Below are 18,582 nucleotides of genomic sequence, written 5' to 3' on the forward strand. Positions count from 1 at the left end.
GAGTCGACGTGGAGGGAGCGATCCACCGGTTCGTCCGGCTGCTGCGGCTGCACGGGGTGCGCGTCAGCGTCTCCGAGGCCGTCGACGGCCTGCACGCGGCCGCGCAGCCGGGTGTGCTCGACGACCCGGAGGTGCTGCGCTCGGCGCTCGCGGTCTCGCTGGTCAAGGACCGTCGCGACCTCGCGGCCTTCGACCGCGTCTTCGACCGGTTCTTCGGACTGCGGCCGGTCGTGGAGGAGGACGACGCCGAGCACTCGCACGCCCACGACGACCTGAGCGACACGGGGTCCCTCGACGAGTTCACGCTCTCCGACGAGCCGGGCGACACCCCGGCACAGGGACACTCGCACGGGCGGCCGATGGACCTGCACCAGTTCTTCCGCCCGGAGGACATGGCGCAGCAGTACAACCTGCACCAGGAGGCCAACCGGCTCGACATGGCCCAGCTCACCGACGAGATCGTGCTCTCGGACGAGCAGGCGTCCGGCGCCGGCGAGGCCGCGCGGGTGCAGCTGTCGACACGGCGGCTGCACAACCCCGGCGCCCCGGGCGACCTCGCGACCCGGGCCGGGCTCGAGGTCGACGCCGAGCTCACCGTCGCGGAGGAGATGGCGCTGCTGGCCTGGCTCGCCGACGAGCTCCCGGACGCGCCCGACGACCTCGACCCCGACACCGCCGAGTCGTTGCGGGCGCTCCGCGAGCGGCTCGCGCCGCTGCTCGAGCAGCTGCCCGAGCGCCTGCGCGAGCACCTGCAGCGGCTGATGGAGCTCGAGCGGGAGGTCGAGGAGCGCGAGGTCGCGGCGGCACAGGCCGAGACGGTGGACGAGCAGGTCCGCGCCGACCTCGAGGAGAGCCTGCGCCGTCTCCTGCGCAGCCTGCACGGCGCGCCCCGCCCTCGCCGGCGGACCGCGGCGCGCGGTCAGGTCGACGGCGCCCGCACGATGCGGCACAACATGCGCTTCGACGGCGTGCCGTTCCGACCGGTGACGGTCAGCCGGGCCGAGGACCGCCCGCGCCTGCTGGTCCTGTGCGACGTGTCCCTGTCCGTCCGGATGACCGCCCGGTTCACCCTGCACCTGGTGCACTCGCTGCAGTCGGTCGCCACCCAGGTCCGCACGTTCGCCTTCGTGCGCGACCTCGTGGAGATCACGGACCTGTTCGCCGAGCACCGCATCGAGGAGGCCCTCTCGCTGGTGATGTCCGGCCTCCCCGCGGGCGGCGTGCTCGACGTCGACGCCGACTCCGACTACGGCCACGCGCTGGAGACCTTCCTGGAGCAGCACGGCTCCGCCCTCACCCGGCGCACGACGGTCATCGTGCTGGGCGACGGCCGGGGCAACCGGCACGACCCCCGGCTCGACGTCTTCGAGGAGATCACCCGCCGCGCGCGCTCGACCATCTGGCTCACCCCCGAGCCGCGCTACTCCTGGGCACTCGGGTCGTGCGACCTTCCCGCCTACGCCGAGTTCTGCGACCGGGTCCAGGTCGTGCGCAACCTCTCCGGGCTCGAACGCGTGTCGACCACCATGGCGACCTCCGGCGTGGAGGCGTGAGCCGATGACGACCGACGCGGCACCGATCGACCCACTCGCGCCGGCGCGCAGCGGGATCTACCGCGACGGCGTCGTCGAGGTCCGCTCGGCGGGTCGGTTCCGCGCGCGCCTCGACCACCGCTCGATCCGCACCGGCCACTTCGACGTGCACCCCGAGGGGAGCACGATCCGCGTCGAGCACTCCCTGGACCGCGACGAGGTCGACGACGACCTGGCCGGCCTGCTGGCGACCGAGCTGTTCGGCCCCGGCTGGCTGCGCGGCGCCGACCTCTTCGAGCGGATCTTCACCGGCATCGTGCTGACCAGCACCGACTCCTCCGACCCGCTGGCCGGCTGGGAGCTGTTCTACCGCAACACCCTGCGGCGCCTCGCCGACCCGTCGCACGCGACGGCACCCGGCCGCGCGCACGGGAGCCTGGCCGGCTACGCCCCCGTGCACGCCCACGCCGAGACGCTGCTCGCCCCGGGCAGCGTGCTCGAGCTCGGCTGTTGCTTCGGCTTCTTCTCGCTGCGTCTCGCCGCAGCCGGTCGGGAGATCCTCGCCACCGACGTCAACCCCGGAACGGTCGGGCTGCTCGCGGCGGTCGCGCCGCGGCTCGGCGTCGACGTGCGCACGCTGGTGGCCGACGCCGCCCACGTGCCGCTCGGCCCGCGCAGCGCCGACACCGTCGTCGCCCTCCACCTGCTCGAGCACCTCGCCCCCGACCACGGCGACCGGGTGGTCGTCGAGGCCCTGCGGCTGGCCCGCCACCGGCTCGTGGTCGCGGTGCCGCTGGAGGAGGAGGCCGACGAGACGTGGGGCCACGTCCGCACGGTCAGCCTCGCCGACCTCGAGAGGTGCGGCGTGCTCACGGGACGGCCGTTCGACGTCCACGAGCACCACGGCGGGTGGCTGGTCGTCGACGTGGGCGCCTGACCGGCAGCGACGCACCTCGTCAGAGCAGGCCCTGCTTGGTCGCCTCGTAGACCGCCTCGGCGCGACGGCTGACGCCGAGCTTGCGCAGGATGTTGCCGACGTGGAACTTCGCCGTGGTCTCGGAGATGTAGAGCTGGGCGCCGATCTCCCCGTTGGAGAGCCCGCGTGCCAGCAGCTGGACGACCTCGCGCTCGCGGGGCGTGAGCTGGTGGCTCTCCTCGACCGGCGGCGCGTGCAGCCCCCGCACCATGGCGGCCGCCGACCGCGGGTCGAAGGCCGACCCGCCCCGCGCGACGTCGCGGATCGCGCGGATCAGGCCCGTGGTGTCGACGTCCTTCACGACGTAGCCCTTGGCGCCGGCGCGGATCGTGCGGATCACCAGCTGCTCGTCGAGGAACGTGGTGAGGACCAGGATCCCGAGGTCGGGGTCGCGCTGGGCGAGCTCGGCGCACAGGTCGAGGCCCTCGACGTCGGACGACGCGGAGAGCTTGAGGTCCAGCAGCACGATGTGGGGGCGTACGCGGTCGACGACCGCGAGCGCCTCGGCCGCCGTGGACGCCTCGGCCACCACGGTGAGGTCGCGCTCGCGCTCGAGGATCGAGCGCAGGCCCTGCCTCACGATCGCGTGGTCGTCGACCAGCACGATGTCGACGGCGTCGGCGCGGGTGCCGGGGGCGTCGGGCGGGGTCAGCGTGGCCATGGTCCTCCTCGGTCCAACAGGTCGGCGAGCGTGTCGCGCTCGGGCACCACCACGGGCAGGGGCACCCGCATCTCCACCCGGACGCCGCCGAGGCGGGCGCGGCGGAACGCGATGCGGCCGCCGAGCTGGACGATCCGGCACTCGATGTTGGCCAGTCCGCGGTGCCGGCCGCTGGTGTCGCTGCGCTGCAGCCGCAGCACCCGGCTCATCCGGGTCGGGTCACCGCCCCCGTCGTCCGCGACGCTGGCGTAGAGCTCGTCGGCGCTGTAGCGCAGCCGGACCACCGCGCGCGTCGCATCGGCGTGGGTGGCGACGTTGAAGAGCGCCTCGCCGACCGCCCGGGCGATCTCGTGGTCGCCGTCGGCGGGGAGCGGCTCGACCTCGCCCTGGACCCGGACCTGCACCTTGAGCTGGGGCCGGTGGTGCTCCGCGACGTCGGCCACCAGCTCGGGCAGCGTCGACACGGTCTCGCGCGGGTCGCGGTGCAGGGAGTAGATCGCCCGCCGGAGCTGGTCGACCGCCTCCTGCGAGAGCTGCTTGGCCGTCACCACCCGCTCCAGCACCTCGGCGGCGTCGTCCATCGTCTCGAGGTCGCCGCGCGCCACCTCGAGCGCCATGCCGGCCGCGAGGACGTACTGGGTGACGCTGTCGTGGAGCTCGCGGGCGATGCGGTGGCGCTCGGCGTCGAGGAGCTCGCGCTGGAGGGCGACGGTGAGCCGCTGCTCGGTGTGCCGCAGCTCGCGGGTGCGCTGCTCGAGGTCGCGCGCCTGGCTCGTCGCCTCGTCGTAGAGCTGCTGGGCGCGGCGGTGGAGGGCCATGCCGGCCTGGTGCTGCTCGCTGGTGTGGAGCGACACGGCCGCCTGGTTGGCCAGGATCCGCAGCACGGACAGGTCGCTGGGCTCGGGGTCGACCGCGAGTCCGTGCAGCCCGACCAGGCTCCCGACCGGACGCCCCTCGAGGTGCATCGGCACGCGGACCCACCCGCCCCCGTCGTCGCTGCTGGTCGCGTGCCCGGCACGGATCGCGCCGAGCTCGCGGCGCACGTGCGCGGGGAGGTCGGCGTCGTCGTCGGTCAGCGTGCCGTGGGCGTCGACCACGAGGAAGCGTGGCCGCGCCCCCGCGACGTGGCCGTCGGACAGCGCGAGGATCGCCCACTCCGCGGCGAGGTGCGTCGCGGCGGCCCGCAGCACCTCCTCGAGCAGCCCGCGCGGGCCCTCGACGGTCCGCACCAGGGCGCGCGAGATCGAGTCCATCGCCCGGACCGCGTGCTGGAGCCGCTCGTCGGAGCGGAGGAGGGCGCGGTAGTAGGACCGCTTGCCCGACCGGATCCCCGTGAGCGTGGCGAGGTCCGGCGCCCCCGACACGGGGTCGGTGCTCACAGCGCCTCGAGGAAGAGGGCGTGGACGTCGGAGAGGGAGGCCGAGCGCGGGTTGGTGGTGAGGCAGGCGTCGTCGAGCGTGGTGCTGGCCAGGCGGGTGACGTCGTCCTCGGTGACACCGAGCTCGCGGAGCCCGCGCGGCACGCCCACGTCGTCGCCCAGGCGTCGTACGTGCTCGGCCAGCAGGTCGGCGGCCTCCTCCCCCGGCACGCCGGCCACGGCCAGCCCCGCGCGGCGGGCGAGCTCGACGAACCGGTCGGGGGTGGCCCGCGCGTTGTAGCGGATCACGTGGGGCAGCAGGACGCCGTTGACCACCCCGTGCGGGGCGTCGAGCAACCCGCCGACCTGGTGGCTCATCGCGTGGGTGGCGCCGAGGATCGCGTTGCTGAACGCCAGCCCCGCCTGCAGGCTGGCCTGCGCCATCTTGGCGCGGGGGCCCGGGTCGAGCGGCTCGGTCATCGTGTCGCGCAGGTGCTCGCAGACCAGCCCGACGGCGTTGAGCGCGTGGATGTCCGCGAGCGGGTTGTGGGCGAGCGAGACGTAGGACTCGATGCCGTGGGTGAGCGCGTCGAGGCCGGTCGCGGCGTTGAGGTCCTCGGGCATCGTGGTCAGCAGGCGCGGGTCGGTGATCGAGATGTCGGGCACCAGCGCGCGGCCCATGATCGTGATCTTCACCGAGCGCTCGGTGTCGGTGACGATGCAGAACTGGCTGACGTCGGCGCCCGTGCCGGAGGTGCTGGGGATCATCAGCATCGGCGGGATCGGGCGGGTCACCTGGTCGACCCCGGCGTAGTCGAGGATGTCGCCGTCGTTGCCGGAGAGGATCGCCACGCCCTTGGCGGCGTCGATGCACGACCCGCCGCCGATGGCGATGATGACGTCGGCCCGCTCCTCGGCGTACTTCTGCCAGGCCCGGCGCACCTCGTGGTCCTTCGGGTTCGGCGTCACCTCCGTCCAGAGCACGGGCTCGAGCCCCGCCTCGCGCAGGTGGGCGAGCAGCTCGTCCGCCCAGCCGGCCTCGAGCACGCCCGGGTCGGTGACCACGAACGGGCGCCGGGCACCGAGCCGCGCGGCGGCGTAGCCGGCCTCGACGAGGGACCCGACACCGAAGACGACCTCCGGCGCGTGGAACTTCGCGACCGCGGGGGCCTCGTGCGGCGCGACGTCCGGCGCGTCGCCGCCCCCGTGGGCGCCCTCGTGCGCCATCGCGGGCGCCGGCACGCGGCAGGGAGCGGGAGTGCTGACTGGCATCGGGCAGGTCTCCGGTGTGGGAACGAGGACCAACGGTAGACCGCGGACAGCGCCGAGCACACCCCTCCGCGATCCACCCACCCTAGGTGCGCCCCGCCCCGGCGAGCCCCGGCGACCGGGCTGCTCCAGACCTGCCCGATCGGGCAGGTCGCGTGCACGTCGGCTCAGCCGAAGCCACCGTCCGCGCGCACCACCGAGCCGTGCAGCGCGCGGCCTTCGGGCGTGCAGCAGAACTCGACCGTCGCGGCGAGGTCGTCGGGCTCGAGGACGCCCGCGACCTGGTGCCCGGCCAGCTCGTCCTCGGTGACGCCGTAGAGCCGGGCCGTGGCGGCGAGCATCGGGGTGCGCGTGGCGCCCGGCGCCACGGCCATCGCGACGACGCCGGTGCCCGCCAGGTCGGCGGCGAGGCCGCGCACCAGGCCGTCGACGGCGTGCTTGGCGGTCGTGTACGCCGCCAGGTGGAACAGCCCGCGCGACCCGGCGACCGAGGACAGCGCGACGAACCGGCAGCCAGACGGGTCGGGGCCGGCCAGCATCCGCGGCACCGCGGCGGACGCGGTGTGCCAGGTGCCGGCCACGTCGACGGCCCACAGCAGCGGCAGCGAGTCGTCCTCCCACAGCGGTCGTCCGCCGGCGACCAGCGCGGCCGCTGCGACCGCCACGTCCAGGCGACCCCACCTCTCCACCGCCAGGGCGGCCGCCGCGTCGACGGCGTCCGCGTCACGCACGTCGGCCACGACCGGCACCGCCCGGTCGCCGAGCGGGGCCACGACGTCCTCGAGATCGGCGGGGGTCGGGAGCGGGTAGCCGGCTCCGGGCAGCCCGCCCGGTCCGGCGGCCACGTCCAGCGCGACCACGCGCATCCCCCGGCCCGCGAGGCGGGCCACGACCGCCGCACCGATCCCGCTCGCGGCGCCGGTGACGAGCGCGACGCGCTCCTCAGCCATCGACCGCCGCGACCTGGTGGGCGCCGAGGGTCCGGGTGAAGTCGAGCGGGACGAGCACGTCGGAGCGCTCGAGGTCGTGGATCGAGCCCTTGCCGAGGCCGCGCAGCGCCGAGTCGATGCCACCGCGCAGGATGTCGAGGACGTTCTCCACCCCGGCCTGCCCGCCCGCGCCGAGCCCCCACAGGTACGCGCGGCCGATCATGACCGCGCGGGCGCCCAGCGCGACCGCCTTCACGACGTCGCTGCCCCGCCGGATCCCGCCGTCGAGCAGCACCTCGACGTCGTCGCCGACCGCGTCCACGACGGCGGGGAGCACCCGGATCGGGGCGGGGGTCCCGTCGAGGTTGTTGCCACCGTGGTTCGAGACCGAGATCGCGGTGCACCCGACGGCGACCGCCCGCTCGGCGTCGTCGACCCGCGAGATGCCCTTGAGCATGAACGGCCCACCCCACTGCTCGCGCATCCAGGCGATGTCGTCCCAGGTCGGCGGGGTGCTGGTCATCCAGTCGCCGTAGGCGCCGAAGAACGTCGGGGCCTCCTCGCCGTCGAGGGCCAGGTTGGGGGCCCGGAGGTCGGGCAGGCTGCCGCTGCGGACGAACCCGGCGAGCCACGCCGGGCGCCGCGCGACCTCCGGCGCGAAGCGGGCCATCGCCTTCAGGTCGAGGTGCTCGGGGATGGTGGGGCTGCCCCAGTCCCGACCGTGGGAGAACGACCAGTCGAGGGTGACGATGAGCCCCACCGCGCCGGCCTCGCGGGCGCGCTGCATCCGCCGGAGGATCACGTCGCGGCCCGACATCCAGTACATCTGGAAGAAGGTGCTCGGGTTGGCCGCGACGACCTCCTCGACCGGCTTGCTGGCGAACGAGCTCAGCCCCATCGCCGTGCCGCGCGCGGCGGCCGCCCGGGCGACGGCCACCTCGCCGTCGGGGTGCACCGCCTGGACGCCGGTCGGCGAGATCAGCACCGGGAGCGAGATGTCCTGACCCATCACCGTGGTGGCCTGGTCGCGCTCGGCGAGCGTCGCCGCGACGTGGGGGGCGAACCCGAGCTCGGCGAACGACTCGGTGTTGTCGGCGTAGGACACGCCCCGCTCGGACCCCGCCAGCAGCGCCGAGTAGACCGACGGCGGCAGCCGCCGCTTCGCACGCCGCTGTGCCTCGTGGACCGTCTCGAACCAAGCCGCCATCTGCCGCCTCCTCACGTGGTCCCTCGACGCTAGGGGCGCGGCGGACCGACGCACACTGCCCGACCGGAGGGGGCCGCGACCGTCACGGACGGGCGCGGGTCCTCCCCGCGCGGACCCGCGTCGGCGCCTCAGTCGTCGTGGTGGATCCGGCCCGAGGTGGTGACCAGCCGCTCCCCCGAGCCGCCCCACTGGCGGGCCACGATCTCGGCGGCGATCGACACGGCCGTCTCCTCCGGGGTGCGGGCGCCGAGGTCGAGCCCGATCGGCGAGGACAGCAGGGCCAGCTCGTCGTCGCCGAGCCCCGCGTCGACCAGCCGCTGCATCCGCTCGTCGTGGGTGCGGCGCGACCCCATGGCACCGATGTACGCAGGGCGCAGGTCCTCGGGCAGGCGGAGCGCGACCTCGAGGAGCGGCACGTCGAACTTGGGGTCGTGGGTGAGCACGGCCAGGACGGTGCGCCGGTCGATGCGGCCGGCGTCGACCTCGGCCTGCAGGTAGCGGTGCGGCCAGTCGACGACCACCTCGTCGGCTCCCGGGAAGCGCGAGCTGGTGGCGAAGACGGGGCGGGCGTCGCAGACGGTGACGTGGTAGCCGAGGAAGGACCCCACCTTGGCGACCGCGGCCGCGAAGTCGATCGCACCGAAGACCAGCATCCGCGGCTTGGGGGCGAAGCCCCACACGAACACCCGCATCCCCTCGCCGCGACGCTCCCCGTCGGGACCGTAGGTGAGGGTGGCGTTGCTGCCGGCGGCCAGCAGCCCGAGCGCGTCGTCGTGGACCGCCGCGTCGGCGCGCGGCGACCCGAGGCTGCCCTGGGCGGGCACGTCGGGGCGTACGACCATCCGGCGGCCGAGCCAGGCCGGGTCGGGGTGCTCGATGACGGTGGCGAGCGCGACCGGGCGGCCGGCCTCGACGTCTGCGGCGACCTCGCCGAGCTCGGGGAAGGTCTCGCGGGAGACCCGCTCGACGAAGACGTCGAGGATCCCGCCGCAGGTCAGGCCGACGGCGAAGGCGTCGTCGTCGGAGACGCCGTAGCGCTCCAGGACGGGCTCGCCCGAGGCCACGACGGTCTGGGCCAGCTCGTAGACCGCGCCCTCGACGCAGCCGCCGGACACCGAGCCCACCGCGGACTCGTCGGGGCCGACGAGCATCGACGCCCCGGCCGGGCGGGGCGCGGACCGGAAGGTGGCGACGACGGTGCCGACCCCGATGGTCTCGCCCGCCTCCCACCACTGCATCAGCTCGGGCAGCACGTCACGCACGTGAGATCACCTCCGTGAGGTCGGCGAAGGTCGCCAGCGAGTGTCCGGCGAGGAAGTCGTCGCAGTGCGGCAGGGCGGCGACCACACCACCCTGGAGCGGCGCGTAGCCGGCCTTGCCGCGGTGCGGGTTGACCCAGACGACGCGGTGCGCGACCCGCTGGAGCCGGGCCATCTGCTCGCCGAGGAGGGCGGCGTCGCCGCGCTCCCAGCCGTCGCTGAACACGACGACGACGGACCCGCGGGCCATGCCGCGCTGGCCCCAGCGGTCGAGGAAGACGCGGAGCGTCTCGCCGAGGCGGGTGCCGCCGGACCAGTCGGGCACGACCTCACCGGCCGCGACGATCGCGCGGTCGGCGTCGGGCGAGCGCAGCGCCCGGGTGACGTGGGTGAGCCGGGTGCCGACGGTGAAGGTCTCGACGACGCCGCCGTTGGCCCGGGCCGACTGGGTCAGCCGGTGGGCCAGGCGCAGCAGCGCGTCGGCGTACGCGCTCATCGAGCCGCTGACGTCGACCAGCAGCACGACCCGGCGTGGACGGGTCCCGCGGCGGCGCCAGGCGATCTCGCCGGGCTCGCCCATCCGGCGCAGCGAGTTGCGCAGCGTGCGGGAGGCATCGACGTCCCCGCGGTGCCAGGCGCGGTGCCGGGCGGTGCGCCGCGTGGGCGGGCGCAGGGCGAGACGCACGAACATCGCGTCGAGGCGGCGCTTCTCGGCCGAGTCGAGCGTCGCGACGTCGCGGTGGCGCAGCACCTCCGACGTCGACGCCGCGACCCGCTGCACGTCCTCGTCGTCACCGGGTCCGGCCGCCCCGGTCTCCGCCTCCGGCAGCAAGTGGGCCGTGGCCGGCCGCGGCGTCTCGCGCGGTCGCGCGCGGGGCAGGCCGTCGCGGTGGTCGAACCACCCGGCGAAGACCTGGTCGAAGCGGGCGAGGTCGTCGGGCGAGCCGCACAGCGTCGCGCGACCGGCCCAGTAGGTCGCCTGCCGGTCGCCGAGCCCGACCGCCGCGACCGCGGCGAGGAAGCCGTGGGCGCGGTCCTGGGTGACCGGCACACCCGAGGCCCGCAGAGCCCGGGTGAAGCCGAGCAGCACCTCGTCGGGCGCGTGCCGCTCCTCCTCCGCCGCTTCGGCGACGTCGCTCATCGCGACAGCATCCGGTCGAGCGCCGCCTTCACCCGGTCGGCGTCCTCGCGGTACTTCAGCAGGGCGCCCAGGGTGGCCGCGGCGGACTCCAGGTCGAGGTCGGTGGTGCCGAGGTGGGTGAGCGCCCGCGCCCAGTCGAGGGTCTCCGCGACGCCGGGCGGCTTGAGCAGGTCGTCCCGCACGCGCAGCTGCTGGACCAGCGACACGACCTGCCGGGCGAGCTGCTCGCCGACCTCCGGCGCGCGGGAGCGGACGATCTCGACCTCGCGATCCAGGCCCGGGTGGTCGATCCAGTGGTAGAGGCAGCGCCGCTTGAGGGCGTCGTGGAGCTCGCGGGTGCGGTTGGAGGTGAGGACCACCAGCGGCGGCTCGGGTGCGGTCACCGTCCCGAACTCGGGGATCGTCACCTGCCAGGTCGACAGCACCTCGAGCAGGAACGCCTCGAACTCGTCGTCCGCACGGTCGACCTCGTCGACCAGCAGCACCGCCGGGGCCTGCCGCAGCGCGGCCAGGACCGGTCGGGCCAGCAGGAAGCGCTCGTCGTAGAGGCTCTTCTCGGCCTCGTCGGAGTCCACCGAACCGGCGGCCTCGAGCGCGCGGAGGTGGAGGATCTGGCGCGGGAAGTCCCAGTCGTAGAGCGCCTGGCTGGCATCGATGCCCTCGTAGCACTGCAGCCGCACGAGGGGCAGGTCGAGGGTCTGCGCGAGCGCCTCCGCCAGAGCGGTCTTGCCGGTGCCCGGCTCGCCCTCGAGCAGCAGCGGGCGCTGCATGCGCGAGGCGAGGAAGACGACCGTGGCCAGCTCGTCGTCGGCGAGGTAGCCGGTCGCTCGGAGCCGGGCGGCGACGTCGGCGACAGAGTCCATGTGACCAAGGCTACGTCCCGGCACGTTGGTCCCACGTTGGCGCGAGACGCCGAGCTCAGCGGCTGTCGACGTCGAGACCTGTGGCCAGGTCGCCGCACTCGACGAGCGTGACGTCGTGCGTCGCGAGGTAGTCCCGCGCGCCCCGGTCGCCGGTGGCGCTCTCACGGACACCCGCCCAGTGGTCGCGCCCGATCAGCACGGGGTGGCCGGGCACCCCGTCGTACGCCGCGCGGGCGAGCACGTCGCTCCCCCGGACGGCCCCCAGCAGGCGCAGCACCACGTCACCGCCGACGTCGGGCAGGTCGACGAGCGTGACGAGCGCGGCGTCGTGATCCGTCCCCTTCAGTGCCTCGAGGCCCGCTCGCAGCGACGCGCCCATCCCTTGGGACCAGTCGTCGGCGCGCACCCGGGAGACCGACATCGGCAGCAGGGCGGCGGCCTGCTCGGCGCCCGCCCCGAGGACGACCACGACGCCCGCGCACGGGCGCAGCGCCTGGACCGACCGGAGCAGCCAGGACGTGCCGTCCTCGTCGCGGGCCAGCGCTTTCGGGCCGCCGAACCGGCGTCCCTCGCCCGCGGCCAGGAGCAGGCCGGCGACCGAGGTCACCCGGCGAACGCCTGGTCGTAGAGCGCCTGCAGCTCCGGGGTCTCCTCGGCGGTGAAGCCGCACAGGGTGACCCGGCCGCCCTCGGCGCTGACCAGGTAGGTGCTGCCCTCCTGGAAGTCGACGGCCATGAGCAGGTCCTGGAGGTCCTTGCTCGGCGCGTCGACGGTGACGGTCGAGCCGTCGCCCCCGGCGTACCACTCGTCGACGTCGAGGGTGACGGTGCCGCCGTCGATCGACGACACGGTGCCGGCGAAGGCGGTGTCGAAGCCGGCGAGCGTCTCGGCGCTGGGCACCGCGCACTTGCCCGCCGCGGTGCCGTCGGCGGTCAGCGCGAGCGCGCCGTCTCCAGCCGTCGCACCGCCGTCGGCCGCGGACCCGTCCGAGGACGCCGACGACGCCGACTCCGGCGCGTCCGAGCCGGTGCTGCCGCTGCCGCCGCAGGCGGACAGGGTGGCGAGGGCGAGCACGGCGACGGGGGCGGCGACGAGGCTGCGCAGGGTCTTCACGGTTCCTCCTGGTCGGGCTGGTCGGGCTGGTCGGGCTGGTCTGGCCGGGCCGGCGTGGATCACCGGCCCGTGTGAGTGGGACGGGCGGGGAGGGCCGTCCGTTCCCTCACCGCACGGTCGCGTCGGTGGAGTCCTCGCCCTCCTGCTCGTCGATCCGACGCCGGATCCGTCCCATCCCGGGCAGCTTGGCGAGCATGTCGTTGAGCTCGCGGGCCACGGTGAGCAGGTCGTGCACGTCGGGCGCCACCGATCCCAGCGTGCCGAGGATCGGCACCACGTCCTGCTCGACCCGCTCGGTCAGCACCGGGAGCTGGTCGACGAGCCGGACGAGCGCCGTCACCTCGTCGGGGTGCGTCGTGTCGGCCAGCGTCTCCAGCGTCGGCTGCAGCCGGGTGAGCGACGGCTCGAGCCCGTCGACGAGGCCGGTGATCCGCCCGACCTGCACCTGTGCGTCGTCGACGACGCCGTCGACGCGCACCACGACGACGTTGGCCGCCTCGGTCACCTCGCGCACCCGCTCGATCGCGGCGGAGGCGCGGACCAGCAGCCGCTCGGCGTCGTCGAGGAGCGTGAGCATCCGCGGCACGGCGCCGATGACCGCCTCGACCTGGTCACCCCCGCGCTCGAGGAGGGACATCACGTCGCGGGGGCCGGGCACGGGCAGTCGCATGGCCCATTCCTACCGGCCGACGCGAAATGTCGGCAGGGCCCCGCGTCCGCGAGGCCCTGCCGGTGGTGCGAGAGATGCGGGTCGCCGGTCAGCCGATCGACAGCGGCAGCGCGAACTGGTTCCCCGACATGGCCGGCAGGCCGAGGTCACCGGCGGTCGTCGCGCGCATCCTCCAGCCGGTCTGGGTCGGCTGGTTGGCTGGGGTCGAGCAGTTCCAGCCGCTCGCGCCGGTGTTGTCGAAGCCGCTGATCGACGGCATCACGGTCGAGGTGGCGAAGCCGTTGGCGGGCGAGTCGATCACCATCCACTGGTTGAGCGAGTGGGAGTAGACCGCGCTCTGCCCGTACATCGTCTGCGGCGTCGAGCTGCCGGCGTTCCAGTACGCGTCCCCGCTGCAGCTTCCGGTGTAGTACAGCTGCCCCTTGGCCGCCGCCCCGTCCCAGCCGACGTTGATCAGGAAGCCCTTCGAGGTCTCGATCAGCACTCCCCGGCTGGAGGCCGCGACGCCGGCGCCGCCGACCGGCGAGCCCGCGGAGACGATCGTGCCGAGCGTCACCCCGTTGCCGTCCTTGAGCACGGCGCCTCCGCTGCCGGCGGGACCCTGCGGGCCGGTCGCACCCGTGGCTCCGGTCGCGCCCTGCGGGCCCTGCGGACCCGTCGGACCGGCAGGTCCCTGCGGCCCCTGCGGCCCTTGGGCGCCCTGCGCTCCGGTGGCGCCGGCCGAGCCGGTGGCGCCGACCGAGCCCTGCGGACCCTGGGCGCCGGTCGATCCCGTGGCACCCGTGGCGCCCGTCGCGCCGGTCGCGCCGGTGTCGCCGGTGTCGCCCTTCGGGCCGATCGGTCCACGCAGGTTGACGACGGCGGCCCAGCCCTGGGCGCCCTTGCGGTAGGCGTCCCACGAGGTGGTGTCGAGGTACCAGTCGCCGGTCGAGCCGACGCCCTGGCCGGGCTCGCCGGCCCCCTGGAGCCACTGGCTGCCGGCGGCGCCGGTCGCACCCGTCTCACCCTGGTCACCGGTGTCGCCCTTCACCCCGTCGGCCCCGTTGTCACCGCGGTCACCCTTCGCGCCCTGCGCTCCGGTCGCACCGGTCGCCCCGGTCTCACCCTTCGCACCCTGCGGTCCGACCGCACCGGGCGCACCGGTGGCGCCCATGATGTTGACGCGGAACGCCCAGCCGCTGGGGGTGTTCTTGTAGGCGTCGCCGGTCGCGGTGTCGAGGTACCAGCTGTTGGTGTCGCCGTCGCCGGCCTTCGGGGCGCCGACGCCGGAGTTCCAGCTGGTGCGAAGGCTGTCGAGTGCCTCCGTGCTGATCTGCTGCTTGCCGATGGTGCGGTTGGCGATGTCGTCGGCGGTGATCGACTTGTCCTTGATGTCCTTGCCGGTGATCAGCACGCCGGCGGTGGCGCCACCGACGCCGGCGGACACCACGAGGGCAGCGGCGACGACGAGGGCAGGGACAGCGCGCTTCCCGGGGCGCGCAGAAGTGAACGGGGGCACGAGTTCTCCTGGGGGTCGAGTGCGCGGCCACTCCCACGGCGGCCAGGCGCGCGCCGAGCCTAGGAGCGCAGGTGGCTGCCAGTCCCGGGAACGTCGGAACTCGTCGCCGTCAGCGTGCCGCGGCGACCGCCTCGTCGGTGCCGGCGAGCCGCTGGGAGAGCCAGATCGGCAGGATCGACGCCACGATCAGGGCGGCGGCGACGACGTTGACCACCGGTGCCTGGTTGGGGCGGAAGAGGTTCTGGTAGATCCAGATCGGCAGCGTCTGGATGCCCTGGCCGGCCGTGAAGGTGGTCACGATGATCTCGTCGAAGGACAGCGCGAACGACAGCAGGGCGCCGGCGAGCAGGGCCGAGCGCATCATCGGCAGGGTGACCGACCAGAAGGTGCGGAAGGTGCCGGCGCCGAGGTCCATCGACGCCTCCTCGAGGTTGCCGCCGAGGCGACGCAGCCGCGCGACGGCGTTGTTGAACACGGTCACCATGCAGAACGTCGCGTGCGAGACCACGAGCGAGAACATCCCGAGCTCGATGCCGAAGATGGTCAGGAACGCGTTGGCCAGCGCGATGCCGGTGACCACGCCGGGCAGCGCGATCGGCAGCACGATGAGCAGCGAGACCGTGTCGCGGCCGAAGAAGCGGAAGCGCTGGAGCGCGAGCGCGGCCATCGTGCCGAGCACGAGCGCCACCGCAGTCGCCATCAGCGCCACCTCGACCGACACCACGACGGCGTTGCGGGCGCCCGCGCTGTCGAGGGCCGCTCCCCACCAGTGCGTCGTGAGGCCGGGCGGCGGCCAGGCGAAGGTGCGCGAGGTGTTGAACGAGTTGAGCACCACCAGCGCGAGCGGGGCGTAGACGAACAGCAGCACCAGCGCGCTCAGCGCGAGCAGCACCGTGCGGGTGGTCCGGGAGAAGGTCACAGCGAGTCCAGCGCTCCCGTCCGGCGCACCGCCGCGAGGTAGACCAGCATCACCGCGACCGGGATGGTCGCGACCGCCGCGGCGAACGGCGTGTTGTTGCCGGTGAGGAACGAGTCGTAGACGACGTTGCCGAGCATCTGGTTGGCGCCGCCGACGATCTTCACCGCGATGTAGTCGCCGAGGGTGAGCGAGAAGGTGAAGATCGACCCGGCGACGACGGCCGGGAACAGCACCGGCAGCACCACCCGGCGCATCGTGGTGGCAGTCGAGGCGCCGAGGTCGGCCGACGCCTCGAGCAGCGACCCCGGCAGCCGTTCGAGGCCGGCGTACATCGGCAGGATCATGTAGGGCAGCCAGAGGTACGACAGGGTGAGGACGGTGGCGGCCAGCCCGTAGCCCGGCGACAGGCCGACGGAGTCCAGCGGCCCGCCCGTCGCGAGCATCCCGCGCCACGCGTAGGCCTTGACGAGGTAGGACGCCCACAGCGGCATCAGCACGGCGACCACGAGCAGGCGCTGCGCGCGGGGTGAGGCGACCTTGGCCATGTAGAGCGCGATCGGGAACGCGAGCAGCGCGTCGATGACGGTCACCGCCGCGGCGGTCGCGAGCGTCCGCAGGGTGATGGTGCGGTAGACGTCGAGGGTCGCGAGGTCGCGGTAGTTGTCGAGGTTCCAGATCCGCTGGATGTTGCCGCCGAAGGCGTCGACGGTCCACAGCGAGGTGATGAACAGCGCGGCGAGCGAGCCGAGGTAGAGCACGCCCAGCCACAGCACCGGGGGCCCCAGGAGCAGCCCGAGCCGCAGCCGCGGGCGGCGGTGGAGCACCCCGGCCGAGGCCGCTCCACCGCCTCCCGGCGCCGGCTGTCCGACCACGCGTCAGCCCTTGATCTCGGTCCAGGCCTGCGTCCAGTCCTGGTAGGTCGTGCACTGCACGTCGGTGCGACCGTCCAGGCACTGCTCGATCGGCGTGGTCCAGTAGTGGATCTGGTCGGCGTAGGACTCGTCACCGGCGTGGTAGGTGTCGCAGAAGCCCTCGCTGGTGAGGTCGCACGCCTTCTCGTTGGCCGGCGCCTCGCCGAACCACTCGGCGACCGCGGCGTTGGCCTCCGGGCTGATGATGTGGTCCATCCAGGCGTAGGCGCAGTTCGGGTGCTCGGTCTTCGACGACACCATCCAGGTGTCCGACCAGCCGGTGGCGCCCTCCTCCGGGAGGATCGCCTCGACCGGCGCCTTCTCGTCCTGCGCGAGGTTGACGATCACCTGCCAGGTGGTGCCGACGACGGAGTCGCCGGTCTTGAATGCCTGGGTCTCCTTGAGGTAGTCCGACCAGTACTCCCCGACGTTCTCGCGCTGCTTCTTCAGCAGGTCGACCGCCGCGGCGAGCTGGTCCTCGTCGAGGGCGTACGGGTCCTCGATCCCCAGGTCGGGCTGGGTCTTGGAGAGGTAGAGCGCCGCGTCGGCGATGTAGATCGGCGAGTCGTAGGCCGTCACCTTGCCGGCGTGCTGCGAGGCGTCGTCGAAGACCGCGCTCCAGCTCGTGGGGGCGGGGCTGACCTCCTCGGTGTTGTACATCAGCAGGTTCGCGCCGTAGCCGTGCGGGACGCCGTACATCTGGCCGTCCACGGAGTTCCAGTCGCGGTCCTTGAGGAACGACCACACGTCGGCGTAGTTGGGGATCAGGTCGGTGTTGACCGGAGCCACGTCGCCGCCGGCGACCAGGCGGAGCGAGGCGTCGCCGGAGGCGGAGACGACGTCGTACTGCCCCGACTTCATCAGGCTGACGGCCTCGTCGGAGGTGCCGAAGTACTTCACGTCGACCTGGCAGCCGGTCTTCTCCTCGAACGGCGTGACCCAGTCGACGCTCGTGTCGGTGGAGCCGTCCTCGGCGTAGCCGGGCCAGGCGAGCACGCTGAGGCTGCCCTCGGTGTCGCCGAGCTCCTCGGCCATCGGGACGTCGGGGGCGGTGAAGCCACCCTGGGCCGCCGACCCGGTGCCGCCGTCGTCTCCCCCGTCACCCGACGAGGTGCCGCACCCGCCGAGCGCGAGGGCGAGCGCGGCCGCGGTGGCGAGCATGCTGGTGCGCTTCATGACTTCTCCTTCTCCGTGGGGTGGTCCGCCGTGAGGTGGCCCGAGAGGTCGATCACGTGCTCGTCGGCCCAGCCGACCGTGACGCTCTCGCCGCGGCGGGCCATCGCCTGGTCGGTGGTGCCGTGCAGGTTCTGGCGCAGGACGGTGACCGTCGGTCCGGCCTCGAGCTCGACGAGGTAGTGGTTGACGGAGCCGAGGTAGACCACGTCGCTGACCGTGCCGCGAGCGGTGCGGTGGCCCGCGCCGGCCTCGGGGTCGAGGTGGATCTTCTCCGGGCGGATGCTGAAGCTCCCCGTCCGGCCGAGGACGGCGTGCGCGGCCTCGCCGGTCAGCAGGTTGGACGTGCCGACGAAGCCGGCCACGAACGAGGTGGCGGGGCGCTCGTAGAGCTCGGCGGGCGTGGCGACCTGCTCGACGCGACCCTCGCTGAACACCGCGATCCGGTCGCTCATGGTGAGCGCCTCCTCCTGGTCGTGGGTGACGAAGACGAACGTCACGCCGACCTCGCGCTGGAGCTGCTTGAGCTCGAGCTGCATCGCGCGGCGCAGCTTGAGGTCGAGCGCGCCGAGCGGCTCGTCGAGCAGCAGCACCCGCGGCCGGTTGACCAGGGCGCGGGCGAGGGCCACCCGCTGGCGCTGGCCGCCGGAGAGCTGGGTCGGACGCCGCTCGGCCAGGTGGGCGAGCTGCACCGACTCCAGCGCGGCCAGGGCCCGCTCGCGGCGCTCGCCGCGCGGCACCTTCTTGACCCGCAGGCCGTACTCCACGTTGGTGACCACGTCCATGTGCGGGAAGAGCGCGTAATCCTGGAAGACGGTGTTGACGTCGCGGGCGAAGGGCGGCCGGTCCGTCACGTCGGTCCCGCCGAGGTGGACCCGTCCCGACGTGGGCTGCTCGAAGCCCGCGATCATCCGCAGCACCGTCGTCTTGCCCGACCCGCTGGGCCCGAGCATCGAGAAGAACTCCCCGTCCGCGATCTGCAGGTCGACGTGGTCGACGGCGGTGACCGGCCCGAACCTCTTGCCCAGGCCCACCAGCTCGACGGCAGCGTCGCTCATGCAGTTCCTCCGCGGGTCGTCACGACGGATCGCGTTGCGAGCACAC

General features: G+C 73.9%; 18 protein-coding genes. 2 read left to right on the forward strand and 16 right to left on the reverse strand.

Annotated elements, in window-relative coordinates; translation table 11 throughout:
• Positions 1-8: 8 nt before the first annotated feature.
• Complete coding sequence (locus KDN32_RS16820) at positions 9-1,553, forward strand: VWA domain-containing protein (RefSeq protein WP_211733415.1); 1,545 nt, start codon at positions 9-11, stop codon at positions 1,551-1,553.
• A 4-nt stretch (positions 1,554-1,557) separates the two neighbouring features.
• The gene (mftM, locus tag KDN32_RS16825) at positions 1,558-2,469 is read left to right on the forward strand and encodes a mycofactocin oligosaccharide methyltransferase MftM (RefSeq protein WP_211733416.1); all 912 of its coding nucleotides are present in this window, start codon (positions 1,558-1,560) and stop codon (positions 2,467-2,469) included.
• Between the two features lie 19 nt (positions 2,470-2,488).
• Here the strand turns inward: mftM and KDN32_RS16830 are convergent, their stop codons facing one another.
• The 16 genes from KDN32_RS16830 to KDN32_RS16905 all read right to left on the reverse strand — a co-directional run bounded on the left by KDN32_RS16830 (position 2,489) and on the right by KDN32_RS16905 (position 18,536).
• Complete coding sequence (locus tag KDN32_RS16830) at positions 2,489-3,169, reverse strand: MadR family response regulator transcription factor (protein ID WP_211733417.1); 681 nt, start codon at positions 3,167-3,169, stop codon at positions 2,489-2,491.
• The gene (locus tag KDN32_RS23410; protein WP_307854177.1) at positions 3,157-4,548 is read right to left on the reverse strand and encodes a MadS family sensor histidine kinase; all 1,392 of its coding nucleotides are present in this window, start codon (positions 4,546-4,548) and stop codon (positions 3,157-3,159) included. Before KDN32_RS23410 ends, KDN32_RS16830 begins: the two co-directional genes overlap by 13 nt.
• On the reverse strand, positions 4,545-5,798 hold the full coding sequence (locus KDN32_RS16840; protein WP_249217246.1) for an iron-containing alcohol dehydrogenase: 1,254 nt from the start codon (positions 5,796-5,798) through the stop codon (positions 4,545-4,547). The genes KDN32_RS23410 and KDN32_RS16840 overlap by 4 nt, the downstream gene beginning before the upstream one ends.
• A gap of 164 nt (positions 5,799-5,962) precedes the next feature.
• Positions 5,963-6,745 carry a mycofactocin-coupled SDR family oxidoreductase gene (locus KDN32_RS16845; protein WP_211733418.1) on the reverse strand — a complete coding sequence of 261 codons (783 nt, stop codon included), beginning with the start codon at positions 6,743-6,745 and terminating at the stop codon, positions 5,963-5,965.
• Positions 6,738-7,931: a pre-mycofactocin synthase MftD gene (gene mftD, locus KDN32_RS16850; RefSeq protein ID WP_211733419.1), complete on the reverse strand. Its 1,194-nt coding sequence runs from the start codon at positions 7,929-7,931 to the stop codon at positions 6,738-6,740. Before mftD ends, KDN32_RS16845 begins: the two co-directional genes overlap by 8 nt.
• A 128-nt stretch (positions 7,932-8,059) precedes the next feature.
• Positions 8,060-9,193, reverse strand: coding sequence for an XdhC family protein (locus KDN32_RS16855; RefSeq protein ID WP_211733420.1), 1,134 nt, complete (start codon positions 9,191-9,193; stop codon positions 8,060-8,062).
• Positions 9,186-10,331 carry a vWA domain-containing protein gene (locus tag KDN32_RS16860; protein WP_211733421.1) on the reverse strand — a complete coding sequence of 382 codons (1,146 nt, stop codon included), beginning with the start codon at positions 10,329-10,331 and terminating at the stop codon, positions 9,186-9,188. The genes KDN32_RS16855 and KDN32_RS16860 overlap by 8 nt, the downstream gene beginning before the upstream one ends.
• Positions 10,328-11,194: an AAA family ATPase gene (locus tag KDN32_RS16865; protein WP_211733422.1), complete on the reverse strand. Its 867-nt coding sequence runs from the start codon at positions 11,192-11,194 to the stop codon at positions 10,328-10,330. The genes KDN32_RS16860 and KDN32_RS16865 overlap by 4 nt, the downstream gene beginning before the upstream one ends.
• 55 nt (positions 11,195-11,249) lie before the next feature.
• On the reverse strand, positions 11,250-11,801 hold the full coding sequence (locus KDN32_RS16870; RefSeq protein ID WP_211733423.1) for a nucleotidyltransferase family protein: 552 nt from the start codon (positions 11,799-11,801) through the stop codon (positions 11,250-11,252).
• Positions 11,798-12,307, reverse strand: coding sequence for a hypothetical protein (locus tag KDN32_RS16875; RefSeq protein ID WP_211733424.1), 510 nt, complete (start codon positions 12,305-12,307; stop codon positions 11,798-11,800). Before KDN32_RS16875 ends, KDN32_RS16870 begins: the two co-directional genes overlap by 4 nt.
• A gap of 106 nt (positions 12,308-12,413) precedes the next feature.
• Positions 12,414-12,977, reverse strand: coding sequence for a hypothetical protein (locus tag KDN32_RS16880; RefSeq protein WP_211733425.1), 564 nt, complete (start codon positions 12,975-12,977; stop codon positions 12,414-12,416).
• A gap of 88 nt (positions 12,978-13,065) precedes the next feature.
• Positions 13,066-14,475 (reverse strand): collagen-like domain-containing protein, encoded by a 1,410-nt coding sequence (locus tag KDN32_RS23010; RefSeq protein WP_283093583.1) that lies wholly within the window; start codon positions 14,473-14,475, stop codon positions 13,066-13,068.
• 109 nt (positions 14,476-14,584) lie between these two features.
• A complete protein-coding gene (locus tag KDN32_RS16890; RefSeq protein ID WP_211733426.1) occupies positions 14,585-15,394 on the reverse strand; it encodes an ABC transporter permease in 810 nt (269 codons plus the stop codon).
• Positions 15,391-16,266, reverse strand: a complete 876-nt coding sequence (locus KDN32_RS16895; RefSeq protein WP_307854178.1) for an ABC transporter permease — start codon at positions 16,264-16,266, stop codon at positions 15,391-15,393. Before KDN32_RS16895 ends, KDN32_RS16890 begins: the two co-directional genes overlap by 4 nt.
• 3 nt (positions 16,267-16,269) lie before the next feature.
• Complete coding sequence (locus tag KDN32_RS16900) at positions 16,270-17,481, reverse strand: ABC transporter substrate-binding protein (RefSeq protein ID WP_211733427.1); 1,212 nt, start codon at positions 17,479-17,481, stop codon at positions 16,270-16,272.
• Positions 17,478-18,536 carry an ABC transporter ATP-binding protein gene (locus tag KDN32_RS16905; protein ID WP_211733428.1) on the reverse strand — a complete coding sequence of 353 codons (1,059 nt, stop codon included), beginning with the start codon at positions 18,534-18,536 and terminating at the stop codon, positions 17,478-17,480. Before KDN32_RS16905 ends, KDN32_RS16900 begins: the two co-directional genes overlap by 4 nt.
• Positions 18,537-18,582 lie beyond the last annotated feature (46 nt).

It is taken from the genome of Nocardioides palaemonis (assembly GCF_018275325.1).
GTDB classification, from domain to species: Bacteria; Actinomycetota; Actinomycetes; order Propionibacteriales; family Nocardioidaceae; genus Nocardioides; species Nocardioides palaemonis.

What these genes read in the sequence shown, in the direction of transcription:
- mftM (WP_211733416.1), top strand. Translation starts at nt 1,558, where the DNA reads ATGACGACCGACGCGGCACCGATCGACCCACTCGCGCCGGCGCGCAGC.
- KDN32_RS16830 (WP_211733417.1), bottom strand. Translation starts at nt 3,169, where the DNA reads ATGGCCACGCTGACCCCGCCCGACGCCCCCGGCACCCGCGCCGACGCC.
- KDN32_RS16840 (WP_249217246.1), bottom strand. Translation starts at nt 5,798, where the DNA reads ATGCCAGTCAGCACTCCCGCTCCCTGCCGCGTGCCGGCGCCCGCGATG.
- KDN32_RS16845 (WP_211733418.1), bottom strand. Translation starts at nt 6,745, where the DNA reads ATGGCTGAGGAGCGCGTCGCGCTCGTCACCGGCGCCGCGAGCGGGATC.
- mftD (WP_211733419.1), bottom strand. Translation starts at nt 7,931, where the DNA reads ATGGCGGCTTGGTTCGAGACGGTCCACGAGGCACAGCGGCGTGCGAAG.
- KDN32_RS16860 (WP_211733421.1), bottom strand. Translation starts at nt 10,331, where the DNA reads ATGAGCGACGTCGCCGAAGCGGCGGAGGAGGAGCGGCACGCGCCCGAC.
- KDN32_RS16865 (WP_211733422.1), bottom strand. Translation starts at nt 11,194, where the DNA reads ATGGACTCTGTCGCCGACGTCGCCGCCCGGCTCCGAGCGACCGGCTAC.
- KDN32_RS16880 (WP_211733425.1), bottom strand. Translation starts at nt 12,977, where the DNA reads ATGCGACTGCCCGTGCCCGGCCCCCGCGACGTGATGTCCCTCCTCGAG.
- KDN32_RS16900 (WP_211733427.1), bottom strand. Translation starts at nt 17,481, where the DNA reads ATGAAGCGCACCAGCATGCTCGCCACCGCGGCCGCGCTCGCCCTCGCG.
- KDN32_RS16905 (WP_211733428.1), bottom strand. Translation starts at nt 18,536, where the DNA reads ATGAGCGACGCTGCCGTCGAGCTGGTGGGCCTGGGCAAGAGGTTCGGG.